Genomic DNA, 14117 nt, shown 5'->3' with positions numbered 1-14117 from the left:
ATGTTTTTTTTGTTGTTGGTTTTAAGATTTCCAAAACTTTAATCTCTTTTTTAACCTTTGCTTTTTCGCAAATTCTTCTTGAAATTTAACGGTATCTTCCCACATTTTTTCAAAAATTTGAGCCTCAGTCTTAGCTGAATATAATTTTGCATATTCATTACTCATAATTGCAATCATCTCTTTACGAGGAGTAAGTCTTCTAAAATTATTCATACGTTGTACAAAGCTCATTTCAGTATGAAAATTCATTCTATTTAAATCTACTAAGAAAAAATCATATTCATTATTGTTTCTTTTTTTTATTAATGTATTCCCTGGAGAATGATCTAAAAATTCAATTCCCTTTTCATGTAGTTTAAAAGTAAAGCGTGTAAACTGTCTTAATATATTTTCGAAATCAGGATAATTATCAACCTCAATAAGTTCTCTATAAGTTAACTCAGTTACTAAATGTTCACTAACGTAGTAACTATCTCTTAAACCAAGCCAATTATAGTTCTCTAAAAAAGCGATTGGTTGTGGAGTTCCAATTTCTCTTTCTAACAAAATTGTAGCATATTCAAAAGAACGTCTTGCTTTTGATTTTCTAAAATATTTATAAGCTATTTTATTAAATAAATTTGGAATTTTAAAGGATTTAATATTAATCTTTATCCCCTCAAAATCAAACAATTTTATCTTATTTCGATCTCCATTTCCAAAAAGGGCACCCGAATTATTAAATCTATGAACATAATCAATAATTAAATCCGTTGCATCAATATAAATTGGGTTTATTTTAAAATTCATCCTTTAAGTTTTATAAGAGAACAAAAATACGCATAGAATATAAGACTTCAAATTATTATTGTATTTTCGTAAAAAAAAGATAATGTCGCATAATAGTATTTTCCTAGAAACTCATAATATTAACAACAGAGCAGCTGGTCTAGGAACCTTCAATTATGAATTAATAAAAGGTATTTCTAAATTAAATTTAGATAATTATGAACTCACACTAAATTCTTCAAATCCAGAACTTCTTAAAGCTGAATTTAAAGAAAAATTTAATTATCATAAATACACCAGCCTATCCAGACATCCTCTTTTCAGAATTAGAAAAAAGTATGATTTATGGCATTCAGTAAATCAGAATACAAAAGTAGAGCCTTACCATTGTAATAAATATTTACTTACTATACATGACATAAATTTCATAGAAGAAATATCTTCAGATGTAAATCATAGACTAAATAGACTTTTTACTGCTAAACTAAAAAAAGCTACAGCAATTACTTATATTTCTGAATTTGCTAAAAAACAAACACATCAATATTTTAATGTCCCTAATGTTCCTGAGCATATTATTTACAATGGAAATCCTATCTCTACATTCTTAGACACATCTTCATATATTCCTAATGTTCCTGTGAACAAACCTTTTTTCTATACAATTGGAGATTTTATGGAAAGAAAAAACTTTTCTTCAATTATTAATATGATGAAATTAATAAAGGATTACAATTTAATTATTTCAGGAAACAACAATAAAAAATACGGCGATGTAATAAAAAACATGATTGCTGAAAACAACCTTACAAACCAAGTTTTTTTGACTGGTAAAGTTAGTGATCAAGGCAAACAATTTTACATGAAAAACTGCACAGCTTTTCTTTTCCCTTCAATTAGGGAAGGCTTTGGATTACCTCCTATAGAAGCTATGAGTTTTGGTAAACCTGTATTTTTATCTGACAAAACATCTTTACCTGAAATAGGTGGTGATGCTGCTACTTATTGGAGCAATTTTGATCCAGAATATATGAAATCTATATTATTTAACGGCTTGAATGATTATGAAAATGATAAAAAAGAAAAAGAACAACTCATAAAAAAAAGAGGAGCTAGTTTTGACTGGAAAGATGCTGCAGCCAAATATTTAAAAGTTTACGATTCTATTATAATGTAACAATCCTAAAACTAAGTAAAGTCAAACTATTTTACTCTTTTGCTAATTAAATAAAAACATTGTAATTCTATTAACTAAATATACCAATTATATAAATTATTGACCCAAATTTTAATTAAATTTGTCAAATAGAAAAAAAACAAAAATATATTATGCGCATTACATTAATAACCCTAGACAATTGGGGATTTAATAACCATATTGCAGTCGCGTTAAAACAACAAGGTCATAATGTACACCATATTAACTTTGATGAATTTGAATATAAATACCCTAATGTCTTTTATAAAGTTTACAATTTCATCTTAAAATCTGTTTTTAAAAAAAATATTAAAACAAACTTTTTCGGAAAAAAAGTTATTGAAAATCTTGAAGAAATTGGTGAAATTCAAGATGTCATATTAGTCATTAAAGGGGACCTCATTAATACTAAAAATGTATTAAAATTAAAAAAATATGGAAAAAAAACAATTGCATATTTTAATGATAATACTAAGCGTTGTACTAAAATATTGCATGTGCTCCCCCATTTTGATGAAGTCTTTTCCTTTGAAAAAGAAGATTGTAAAAAATACAATCTAAAATTTGCACCTAATTGGATATACAATTCTTCAATAAAAAATAATACTGAAAAATTTGCTTATCAAGTTTTCAGCATTATTACAAAAGATAAAAGATTACCCATTCTATCAAAAATAGCGACTAATCTAAAATTAAATGATATAAACTATAAAATATTTGTCTATACTAAAAGTTGCAAAAGGAAAACTGGAAACATTGACTTTATAAACGAATATATTCCATTACCAGAAATAGAAGAATACATAAATAAGACACAAGTTTTACTTGATGTTAATAGAAAAGGTCAAAGCGGATTAACCTTTAGAGTATTTGAAAGCTTAGGGCTACAAAAAAAACTCATTACAACTAACTCAGACATTATAAATTACGACTTTTATAATCCTAACAATATTCTTATAATTGACGAAAAAAATCCTGTAATCCCTCCATCATTTTTTGAAAAGGAATATGAAAAAATACCTGATATCATTTTTAATAAATACACCTTAGATGGTTGGATTCAAAATGTGATTTATAATTCTGAAACAAAATTTAATTAAAAACATGCAACAAAACATATATATAATATGCCCTCCTAGCAAAGCAACAGGAGGACCTGAAGCATTACATCAATTAGGCTATATCTTAAATACTTTAGGCTATAATGCTAAAATGTTATATTCAAAATACAAAAAAGATCCAGTTCATCCTTTTTACAAAAACTACAATGTTCCCTATGTAAGAAAAATAAAAGACAGTGCTGAAAATGTGATGATAATCCCAGAATCAATGACCAACTTAATCGCTAAATATCCTTTGTCTCAAAAAAAAGTATGGTGGTTAAGCCTTGATTTTTATGAAGTTTTGATGAATAGCAGAGAAAAGAAAAAAAACTGGATTAGAAAACTGCTAGTTCCTTATAAACATACCGAATATCGATTTGAGCCTAATAAAACAGTTACTCACTGGTATCAATCTCAAAGAACAAAAGAATTTTTATTAACTCAGAATCATGAAAATGATATTGCTTATTTATGTGATTATGTTACTGAACTTTTCTTTGATAATTTACCAAATATTCATCATTTTCCAAAAGAAAACATAATAACTTATAATCCCAAAAAAGGACTAGATAAGATTGAAAAATACATGGCACTTCTTCCTCAATATAACTGGATACCTTTATCTGGCATGACAAGGGAACAAATGAGAGATACCTTACGAAAAACTAAACTTCATGTTGATTTTGGTTATTTCCCAGGAAGAGATAAGATCCCAAGAGAAGCACTCATTTCAGGCGTTTGCTTATTAACTGGTCGTGATGGTACATCGGCTTTTAAAGAAGATTTAGGAATACCCGAAAAATATAAGTTGCATACAGATGAAATGCAGCCTGAAAAAGTAACTGAATTAATTAATCATACTATGAATAATTATGATGACGTTTTTGCTGAATTTTTAGATTTTAGAACATTTGTAATGAATGAGAAAGACAGTATGATTGAAAATACAAAAAAACTTTTTAATAAAAAATAACTACCCCATATGCTTGTAAGCGTTATAATGATTACTTATAATCACTCTCCATATATCAAACAAGCCATAGAAAGTGTCTTGTCACAAAATACCAATTTTGAATTTGAATTAATTATCTCAAATGATAACTCTACAGATGATACTGACGCTGTAATCAGAGATACATTAGCCAATAACCCAAATGGTTACAAAGCAAAATATTACAATAATGAAACTAATTTAGGAATGATGCCTAACTCTGTTTCTGCATTAAATAAAGCTTCTGGCAAATATATTGCTTCATGCGAAGGTGATGACTATTGGTGTGATAATCAAAAATTACAAATTCAGACTGATTTCTTAGAAAATAACCCAGATTTTAGTATTTGTTTTCATAATGTTTATTTACTAACTGGAACAGAACTCAAGGAAGATAACAAAAAAAAGAAGATTCCCGAGATTACTACTATTAATGATCTTGCAAAAAACAATTACATTCATACCCCAAGTGTAATTTACCGAAATAATCTTTTTGGAGAATTACCAAAATATTTTAGCGAAGCACCTATTGGAGATTATTTTTTACACATGCTTAATGCTCAACATGGAAAAATTAAATATATAGACAAAATCATGTCTGTATACCGTATTCATAATACTTCTTATTGGTCTTCTAAAAAAGATGCTGAGCAAAGAATAATAATGATTGATTTTCTCAATAAGCTAAAAACATATTTTGATTCGGATATTCAAAAAATACTGAACAAACAGATTTTAAAAATTAAATCTAAAGATTTTTCTTTTTTTCAAAAATTAAATTATAAAATAAAGTCTCTGTTTCAATAACAGAGACTTTATTTTTGGTGCCTTAAACTATTTCTTTTAGCTTGAAATAGATATACTATTAGAAGCCATTAACTTCTAAAAAAGCATTTCATTTTTATATAAAATACAATTCCTTTTTAATATATTCTTTTACAAATCACTTTACAAAGGCATTATTATAAACTGAAGTCATTTTTTCTATAAATGCGTCCGATCCAAATTTAGCAATGCTTTCTCTAGATATTAGTTCCTTATTAAAATTCAATTCTTTATTTAAAACTTTTAAGATACTTTCTGCCAAAGCTTTGAAATCCTTAACTGGTATAACAATACCATTCTCACTATTCATAAATTCATTTATACCTCCTGATTGCGTGGTAATAACTGGGACCCCTGTAAATAAAGCCTCTAGAGGAGAAATTCCAAAAGTTTCACATATACTTGTAAAAACAAAAACATCTGATTTTTATAAAGCAGAAACAATCTCAGCTTTTGATCCGATTTTAACTACTTCAATTTTTATGTTTTTATATCCAAAACCCGAAATTAATCTATTAACTTCTTCTTCCTGATCAACTCCTGTACTCCAGGCATTAATACCAATCCAAGTAAATTTAATTTTTTCAATATTTAAATCATCAATAATTTTCAAAGCTTTTAATGCCGTAATTTGATCTTTAAGGGGGTCGAAAGCTCCTACCGTCATAATTTCAAAATACTCTCCTTGTTTTGTTTCTTTATAATTAAATATTTTCTCATCAACTAAATTTCCAATGTTTACAAAATCATAGAAAAAACCATTAGTTGCTAATTGTCTGATCAAATCATTACTAACAACTAGATTAGAATTCGATTTCTTTAAAACCTCATCCAGTTTTCTTATTTTTTTTCTTTTTACATTTCTTAATTTAAATTGATTGTGTTCAGTTAACATATAAGGAACTCCATATTTTTCATGGTAGCTTAACGCCCAAAATGCAGCATCAAATATCCCTTGAGCATGAACTAAATCAATTTTTATTTTTTCCTTTTTTAGAAATTGATTTAAAATATTTAAAGATTTCTTTTCAATTAATTTTGCAAAAAAACCTCCTTTAATCAACTTCAATACGGGATAATATAAATAGACAATTGTAATTTTATCTTCGTAAACAAATTTTTCAGTTTTAAAAATTTGTTTAATGTTTTTAATTTTAACAGGTCTGAAATTTACTAGAATGAAATTAAAATCCCCACTCAACATCAATGCCTGATCTATAAAAAAACCTCCTAGCCCTAATTTATGATCTAGCCAAGAACAAATCATCAAAACATTTTTTTTGTTTTTCACTTTCATATATTATCTATATAATGATATTAAAATTCTAGCTTTTTCGCTGGAACTCCAAAAACTGTAGTATTCTCTTTTACATTCCTAATAACTAAACTTGCTGCACCAACGGTAGCTCCTTTTCGAACAACAACATTTGGTAATATTGTAGCTCTCGTGTTTAAGCAAACTTCTTCCTCTAAAGTAGCATAACCTCCCATAAAACTATAAGCGTTAATATGTGTCCATTTACCTATTCTAGAATCATGTCCAATTGCAACAAATCCTTGAATTGTTACATAATCATCTATTTCACAATCATTGCTAATGTTTGAATACATAAAAACAATTAACCCATTTCCCATTTTTACATTTGAATTAATTATTACAGTAGGATGTATTAAATTAGTAAATTTACCTCCTTTACTAAGAATCAATTCTATATAATGCTTTTTCCATTTTACACTTCCTAAAGCGCAAATAAATACATCATTATCTTGGATTTCATAATTCTCTACAGATGAAATAATTTCTGGATAATTATCAAAACCAACAAGTGCATCTGATTTATCATCTAAAAAACCTTTAACAACATAATCACTCTGATAACCAACACATTGCATAGCTAAATTATAAACTTCACGTCCATAACCTCTTGCACCGATTATTATTAAATTCTTCATTATTCAATTATTATGTTACAAGCAGCCCAAGAATATCCTACTCCAAAACCAGCCAAAATTAAATTACAACAATTAACCAGTCTCCCCTCTTTTTGAGCTTCATATAAGGCAATTGGTATTGTAGACGAAACGGTATTACCACAATGTTGCATTGAGATAAAGAATTTTTCCTCTGGTATTTTTATTTTTTTTCTCAGATGATTAAGCATGTATTTATTTGCCTGATGAAAAATAAATAAATCTATATCTTCTTTGATTAAATTAGATTTTTCTAAAATAGCTTCTGTCAGTTTTGGAACAAATTCTCCTGTAAAATTGAAGATTTCAGTTCCATTCATGAATAAATTTTTATCATTTCTAATATTTCCAAACTCATCCGAAATATCTTCATTATCGTCTGAAACTGGGAAACGCATTCCTCCTTGTTTTACAATTAGATTTTCGGCTCCTTTCCCATCTGTTCCAAAAACAAAATTTCCAATTGAACAAAACCCTTCTTCACTACTTATTAACGTTGCAGCTGCAGCATCTCCAAAAATAGTTTTATTGCTTTTATCTTTAGGGTGAATAAACTTTGAATAGGTTTCTGAAGTAATCAACAAAACATTATTTGCCATTCCTCCAGCAATAAGTCCTTTTGCTAAACTCAAACCATATACAAATCCTGAGCATCCTAAATTAAAATCTAAGGCTCCTATAGTAGTATTTAGTCCTAATTTTTCCTGAATAATACAGGCTGTAGTTGGCAAAAAATAATCAGGGCTTTGGGTACAGAACAATAAAAAATCAATAGTTGATTTATCTATATTATGTTCCGAAAATAATTTATTAGCAGCTTTTACTGCCATATCTGATGAAAATTCATCATTCGCGCTAATGTGACGTGAATTTATTCCTGTTTTTGAACTGATTTTTTCAATATCCCACTCTGGAAACTCCTGATTAATTAAATCATTTGATAAAACAGCTTCTGGTAGATAATACGAAATGGCTTTTATATTAGCTTTCATTCTCTAATAATTTTATATATGTATTTTGAAAATGATGCACTCGTTCCTCCTCATCAGAAAGTTTACCCAACTGATTTGTATGTTTTACACCTTGCTGAACTAATTGACAAACTGCTTTATCTTCATCAAAAACTTGTCTGTTAAAATTAATTAGTGATTCTTCAAAGGCTTTAATTAAAACTGATTTTGCATCTGGGCTATTTTTTGTTGTAGTAAAAACATGACTTGTGAATTTTGATACATTCGAAGTTATAGGTTCTATTACTGAATAATTAAACGATATACCATGCGTACTTGATATTAATAAGTTAGGAAAAATTAATATATGTTTATAACCTTCAATATCATAACTTCGAGGTGAAAAATAAGTATTTATTTTTTTATACCCCCCTTTATCTTTTACAATATTTAAGCTACTTGTCCAACTTGAATTATTTTTATCAAATTCAAAATCTAATCCAGAAGGCTCCAGTTTGGCAAGTGTTTCAGCGTGAATCAAACCTACATGGTAGCTTTCAAGAGTGTTCTCAACAACAACCTTCCAATTTGCAGTAATTTCCATTGCATTAATGTCAATTCGATCTCCTAATGCCAAAGACATTTTTTTTAATTCATCATAAAAAATACCTATAAACTCCTCAAGAGGTTCAATAGTTTCATTTAAAGAGACAAAACATAAATTACCACAGAAAGAAACTTTAAATTCTTTCAATTTCATTTCGCAAAGCTCTTCTTTTGAAAATTTCTTAAATAATGGTTTTTTAGGTATCCCACTCGGAATTCCATCTTTATCATAAGCCCAACCATGATATGGACACATCAAGGGTCTATTCCCTGATTTATCTTGTTGGATTATTGAGAATCGATGAGAACAAACATTCAAAAAAGCTTTAATAGTTCCCCTCACATTTTGAATTACAATGGGTGTTCCTGAAATTTTCAAAGTAACAAAATCATTCTCATTTTCAAAATCAAACCTAAACCCAACAAAATGCCATATTTTATTAAATAACAGATCATTTTCTCGAGCAAAAATTTCATTGTCATAATAATGAACAGCTGATATATTTGAATTCATAATATTTTTATTTCAGCGTGAAACCTCCATCAATAATTAAATCCGAACCTGTCATCCATTTACTCATGTCACTTAATAAGTACATAATTAATCCTCCTACATCTGACGGCTCTCCATATCCTAATGGATATTCTGACTCTGCCTTTTTTAATTCTTCTTGAGAAACTACATCGCTGGCTTGCTCAGTCATAGCTGTCCTGATTATCCCAGGACAAACACTATTGGATCTTATCCCTTGAGGAGCTAATTCTGAAGCTAATACTTTTGAAAAAGAAGAAAGCGCCGCTTTTGATGCTGCATACATAGCTGTACCAGGAACACCTAGTTTTGAAGAAATTGAAGAAACAAAAACAAGAGACCCTTTTTTATTTAACAACTTTTTTTTGATTAATTTTTGGCTCAATATGACATTACTATCAAAATTTGTAGCAAAAACAGAACTAATCTTATTGTCATTTAAAAATTTAACAGGCAAATATTCTACTATACCTGCATTAAAAACTACTCCATCATAAGGCAAACTTTCAATAATTAATTGATCAATATCACTAGAAACCGAAAGATCAACAGAAAACATCTTATGTCCTGTCCCTGTTAGTAATGAAATTGTTTCATTTAATCTTTCTATATTTCTTCCAAGAACAGTAACTGTAGCTCCTAATTCAGAAGCCATTATAGCAATTTGTCTCCCGATTCCAGACGAAGCTCCTGTAACCAATATATTTTTATCTTTTAATGTAATCATTCCTATATTTCTATTAAATCCAGACAATCTATTTTACAATCTTTAGCAAACATAGTTCCCCATGATAATCCAACTCCAAACCCACACATAATTAAATTTGTCGATTTATTCAAAATATCTTCTTTTAATTCAGAAACAATAGTCAAGGGTATTGTAGCCGAAGAAGTATTCCCGAATTTTTTCAATGAGTATGGTACTTTCTCTATAGGAAGTTTCATTTTTTTCGAAATCATTTTATTCATCATCATATTTGCTTGATGAAAAATAAAATAATCTATTTTATCTTTATCTATTTCAAACTTTTCGATAAGTTTATTCACTGTTTTTGGTCCTTGCGATATTCCAAAACTAAAAACATCCATACCGTCTAGAATCAAATCACAGGAATTTCGGCTGATCCCCTCTTCTATTTTTTCAATTTTTAACGAATCCTCATTTATTCTATTTCTAGATCCACCATCAGGAATAATTATCGTTTTATATCCTGATCCATCTGACCCCAAATCAAAAATAAGTTCTGAGGAATCTATTGTCAATTCTAAAGCGGTCACGCTTCCGGCATCACCAAAAAGGGGTAATGTACTTTTATCATTTTTTGAAATAATTTTACTTATTGTATCTCCAGCAAGTAATAATCCCTTTTTTATACCAGTAGTTTTCATCATACTAGCAATTATCGACATACCATAAACATAACCTGAGCAACCTAATGGCACATCAAAGGCTATACAATTTGTAGACAATCCCAATCTGTCCTGAAGTATGGCTGCAGAAACAGGTAAAATATAATCGGCTGTTTGAGAAACAAAAACTAAAATTTCTATTTCTTCTTTTTGCCAATTTAAATCTTTGATTAATTTTTCAGCAGCTTCACAGCACAAATCAGAAGTACAAATTTCTTTGGTTGCTATACGTCGTTCTTCCACTCCTGTTACAGCAATGAATTTTTGAATTTCTTCCTGTGACAATATCTCTAAATCAATATTGCGTTCCTTATTTTTGGGAACGCAACATGAAATACCTTTTATTGCAATATTATTTACTGAAAAAGTAGCCATTTTACTTACCCTTTATTTTTTATTATTTCGAAGATATCGTTTAATGTATTTGAAGATTTAATATCATCTCCAGTTAATTTTACTGAATACTCTTCATCTGCCATAGCAATTAATGATAAAGCCGTTAATGAATCCCATTCTTGTAAATCTCTAAAAACAGTTTCTTGTTTTATTAATGTTGCATCCGTATCATCTAAAATATCTGCAAAATTTTGCAAAAAAGTGTTGATTTCCATAGTATTCTTAAATTTATTTTGGGTTTTATTATTTTATTAATTTCAATAAAAACTAAAGAAAAACCACACATTTGGCAAAAGGAAGTCAATTCTTAAAATCTTGTTTTTCAAACAATCAGATACTCAAATTTTTTCTTCTTCTTTTTATAATACTCACATATACCAAAAAATCAGGTTTCTTTTCCTATTTTTACCCCGCAAATATAACAATAGTTTACCCTTAACGGTTAATTAAACTCACTAAATCCATAATTAAATGATTCCTGTTACCAAAACTTTTTTACCTCCACAAGAAGAATACAATTCTTATGTAAAACGTGCGTGGGATAAAGCTTGGCTCACAAACCGTGGTGAACTGACATTAGAACTAGAACAAAAACTTAAAGATTATCTTAGTGTTTCTAACCTAACAATCACTAATAACGGTACAATCCCGATACAAATTGCATTAAAGTTATTTGGTAAAGGAGGCGAAATAATTACAACTCCTTTTTCATATGTTGCTACTTCGGCTGCAATTGTGTGGGAGAATTGTAAACCTATTTTTGTAGACATTCATCCTGAATATCTAACTATAGACGAAACTAAGATTGAAGCTGCAATAACTCCTAAAACTACTGCAATATTAGCAACTCATGTTTTCGGAAATCCATGTCATGTAACCGCCATAGAAGCTATTGCAAAAAAACACGATCTAAAAGTAATTTATGATGCTGCACATTGTTTTGGGGTTAAATACAAGAACCAATCGATATTCAATTTTGGAGATGTAAGTACTTGTAGTTTTCATGCTACAAAATTATTCCATACAGGAGAAGGCGGAGCAATGTTCTGTAATGATGATAAAATACACCATCGATTATTTTACAGTCACAATTTTGGTCATAATGGTCCTCTTGAATTTCATGGCCTCGGAATAAATGCGAAAATTTCTGAATTGCAATCGGCTATGGGATTGGCAATTTTCCCATACATGGAACATATTATTTATGAAAGAAAAAAGGTAACTGATTTTTACAATGAAAATCTAAATTTCAGCAACTTAAAAAGCATAAAAATCAGAGAAAATACAGACTGGAATCATAGCTATTATCCTTTATTATTTGATTCTGAAACTACATTATTGAAGGTTCAAGAAGAATTACAAAAAGAAAATATAGTTCCTAGACGCTATTTTTATCCATCATTAAACACCATAAATTATACAAAAGGTGATGTAATGCCTATATCAGAATCTATTGCATCCCGAATAGTATGTTTACCGCTTTATGTAGGACTTACTCGCGAAGATTTAGAAAAAATTACTCAAATTATAAACAAACTAACATCATAATATCAGTTATATACTGTTATTATCAAAAAATATTTCTCATTTAAAATCAAACTTATGAGTCAAGACATAAATACAGAAATTCAAAACGCATACGAAGTTATTAAAGATGGCGGAATAATACTTTACCCAACCGATACTGTTTGGGGAATAGGATGCGATGCAACAAACCCAGAAGCTGTTGCTAAAATATACAAACTCAAACAAAGAGCCGAAACACAAAGTATGATTTGCCTAATGAATGGTGAAAAAATGATGTACAACGTATTCAAGGATATTCCTGAAGTAGCTTGGCAAATTTTGGATTTATCCGAAAAACCAACTACGATTATCTTAGACAAACCTCGAAATGTGGCACCAAATATTATTGCTCCAGATAATTCTTTGGGAATAAGAATAATAAAAGAACCATTTTGCTTTAAGCTTTTAGAACGAATGAAAAAACCTTTAGTTTCTACCTCGGCAAATATTTCTGGACAACCCACTCCTATAGCCTTCAAGGATATTAATCCTGAAATTATCAAAGGGGTAGATTATGTTGTTAATTTATATCGTGATAAAATAGCAGGAAAACCATCAACAATTATAAAACTTACAAGTGATTCTCAAGTAAAGGTAATCCGTAAATAATTTAGAACTAATTGATAATTATCAATCGTTAATTATCAATTAGTTTCAAGCTTTCAATCAACCAATCAATATCTTCTTTGGTATTATAATGGCTTAAAGAAATTCGCAAATTCGGAAGTTTTAGATCTGCTTCTGATAGCATTTCTTTTAAAACATGAGATGGACGTACGCTCCCCGATTGGCAAGCACTTCCTCTAGAAACTGCTATTCCTTTCATATCCAAACCAAACAGCAACATCGCGGTTTTATCTGCTGAAAAAGGCAGTATTACATTCAGAATTGTATAAAAGTCATCTCTCTTTCCATTAATTCTAAAAGCTGGAAATTCAATCTCTAAACGATTAATCAAATACGCTTTCAATTCTGTAATATATTTTTCTTCAGTCTCTAAGTTTTCATATGAAAGTGCCAAAGCTTTTGCCATTCCAGCAATTTGATGTACTGCCTCTGTACCTGCTCTCAGCCCTTTTTCTTGTTCCCCACCAAAAAGTAAGGGCTGCAATCCTGAATTTTTTCGAACAAAAGCAAAACCAATTCCTTTGGGCCCATGAAATTTATGAGCACTTGCAACTATAAAATCCAAAGAACTACTTTGTAAATCTATTTTAGTTTTACCTACAGATTGTACTGTATCTGAATGGAACAACACATCATATTGCTTACATATAACACTAACTCTGTCTAAATCTAATATCGTACCTGTTTCATTATTAACATGCATTAAGCTCACCAGTGTTTTCTTCTCCTCTGATAATAAATTTGACAAGTGAGTTAGATCAATTGACCCATCAGAGTTAATATTTACATAATCAATTGTAATATTATATTCTGATTCTAAGACCAAAGCCGTATGCAAAACAGCATGATGCTCGATTCTAGTCGTTATTATACGTTCGATTTTTAAATCCTTTACAGCTGAACGGAGTATCCAATTATTAGCTTCAGTACCTCCTGAAGTAAAAATAATTTCTTGTGCTGAACAATTTAACTGTTTAGCAATACTTTTCCTTGAAAGTTCCAAAATTGTCTTCGCATTTCGCCCAAAACTATGTGGAGAGGATGCATTTCCGTAATCTTCTGTCATTACTTTAGTCATTTCTTGAATGACTTCTGGTCGTATGGCAGTTGTAGAGGCGTTATCGAGATATACTTTTTTCATTGTGGCAAAGTTATGAAATATCAATTGTCTATT

General features: G+C 29.2%; 15 protein-coding genes and 1 pseudogene. 6 read left to right on the top strand and 10 right to left on the bottom strand.

All coding sequences use genetic code 11. The annotated features are described in order from the left end of the window. Positions 1-21: 21 nt before the first annotated feature. Positions 22-789 (bottom strand): Kdo domain containing protein, encoded by a 768-nt coding sequence (locus IUY40_RS16495; RefSeq protein ID WP_195737960.1) that lies wholly within the window; start codon positions 787-789, stop codon positions 22-24. An 82-nt stretch (positions 790-871) separates the two neighbouring features. Here IUY40_RS16495 and IUY40_RS16490 point away from each other — a divergent pair, with 82 nt between their 5' ends. The 4 genes from IUY40_RS16490 (at position 872) to IUY40_RS16475 (ending at position 4867) form a co-directional block, all read left to right on the top strand. Then, positions 872-1945: a glycosyltransferase family 1 protein gene (locus tag IUY40_RS16490; protein WP_195737959.1), complete on the top strand. Its 1074-nt coding sequence runs from the start codon at positions 872-874 to the stop codon at positions 1943-1945. A gap of 152 nt (positions 1946-2097) precedes the next feature. Next, complete coding sequence (locus tag IUY40_RS16485) at positions 2098-3066, top strand: hypothetical protein (RefSeq protein ID WP_195737958.1); 969 nt, start codon at positions 2098-2100, stop codon at positions 3064-3066. Between the two features lie 4 nt (positions 3067-3070). Then, complete coding sequence (locus IUY40_RS16480) at positions 3071-4042, top strand: hypothetical protein (RefSeq protein ID WP_195737957.1); 972 nt, start codon at positions 3071-3073, stop codon at positions 4040-4042. Positions 4043-4051: 9 nt separating this feature from the next. Then, positions 4052-4867 (top strand): glycosyltransferase, encoded by an 816-nt coding sequence (locus tag IUY40_RS16475; protein ID WP_195737956.1) that lies wholly within the window; start codon positions 4052-4054, stop codon positions 4865-4867. Between the two features lie 136 nt (positions 4868-5003). On the opposite strand, the pseudogene IUY40_RS16470 reads toward IUY40_RS16475, so the two are convergent. From IUY40_RS16470 to IUY40_RS16435, 8 genes and pseudogenes are all read right to left on the bottom strand, one after another. Beyond that, a pseudogene (locus IUY40_RS16470) lies at positions 5004-5300 on the bottom strand (glycosyltransferase); the annotation flags it as partial. A 12-nt stretch (positions 5301-5312) separates the two neighbouring features. Continuing rightward, complete coding sequence (locus IUY40_RS16465; RefSeq protein ID WP_195737955.1) at positions 5313-6182, bottom strand: glycosyltransferase; 870 nt, start codon at positions 6180-6182, stop codon at positions 5313-5315. 20 nt (positions 6183-6202) lie between these two features. Beyond that, positions 6203-6838 (bottom strand): sialic acid O-acetyltransferase, encoded by a 636-nt coding sequence (locus IUY40_RS16460; protein WP_195737954.1) that lies wholly within the window; start codon positions 6836-6838, stop codon positions 6203-6205. Next, positions 6838-7848, bottom strand: a complete 1011-nt coding sequence (locus tag IUY40_RS16455; RefSeq protein ID WP_195737953.1) for a ketoacyl-ACP synthase III — start codon at positions 7846-7848, stop codon at positions 6838-6840. Before IUY40_RS16455 ends, IUY40_RS16460 begins: the two co-directional genes overlap by 1 nt. After that, complete coding sequence (locus IUY40_RS16450; protein WP_195737952.1) at positions 7838-8926, bottom strand: aromatic ring-hydroxylating dioxygenase subunit alpha; 1089 nt, start codon at positions 8924-8926, stop codon at positions 7838-7840. The genes IUY40_RS16455 and IUY40_RS16450 overlap by 11 nt, the downstream gene beginning before the upstream one ends. Positions 8927-8933: 7 nt before the next feature. After that, the gene (locus IUY40_RS16445) at positions 8934-9671 is read right to left on the bottom strand and encodes an SDR family oxidoreductase (RefSeq protein ID WP_195737951.1); all 738 of its coding nucleotides are present in this window, start codon (positions 9669-9671) and stop codon (positions 8934-8936) included. A 2-nt stretch (positions 9672-9673) separates the two neighbouring features. After that, on the bottom strand, positions 9674-10729 hold the full coding sequence (locus IUY40_RS16440) for a ketoacyl-ACP synthase III (protein ID WP_195737950.1): 1056 nt from the start codon (positions 10727-10729) through the stop codon (positions 9674-9676). Positions 10730-10734: 5 nt separating this feature from the next. Beyond that, positions 10735-10965, bottom strand: a complete 231-nt coding sequence (locus tag IUY40_RS16435) for an acyl carrier protein (RefSeq protein WP_195737949.1) — start codon at positions 10963-10965, stop codon at positions 10735-10737. 256 nt (positions 10966-11221) lie between these two features. On the opposite strand from IUY40_RS16435, the gene IUY40_RS16430 reads away from it, so the two are divergent. Further along, positions 11222-12298, top strand: coding sequence for a DegT/DnrJ/EryC1/StrS family aminotransferase (locus tag IUY40_RS16430; RefSeq protein WP_195737948.1), 1077 nt, complete (start codon positions 11222-11224; stop codon positions 12296-12298). A gap of 54 nt (positions 12299-12352) precedes the next feature. Then, the gene (locus IUY40_RS16425; protein WP_195737947.1) at positions 12353-12925 is read left to right on the top strand and encodes an L-threonylcarbamoyladenylate synthase; all 573 of its coding nucleotides are present in this window, start codon (positions 12353-12355) and stop codon (positions 12923-12925) included. Positions 12926-12953: 28 nt separating this feature from the next. On the opposite strand, the gene IUY40_RS16420 is transcribed toward IUY40_RS16425, so the two are convergent. Next, entirely contained in the window at positions 12954-14084 is a 1131-nt protein-coding gene (locus IUY40_RS16420; protein WP_195737946.1) for a cysteine desulfurase family protein, read from the bottom strand. Between the last annotated feature and the right edge of the window lie 33 nt (positions 14085-14117).

Source organism: Flavobacterium sp. ALJ2, assembly GCF_015594725.1.
GTDB lineage: Bacteria > Bacteroidota > Bacteroidia > Flavobacteriales > Flavobacteriaceae > Flavobacterium.
This window is presented reverse-complemented; position numbering and strand designations above follow the sequence as displayed.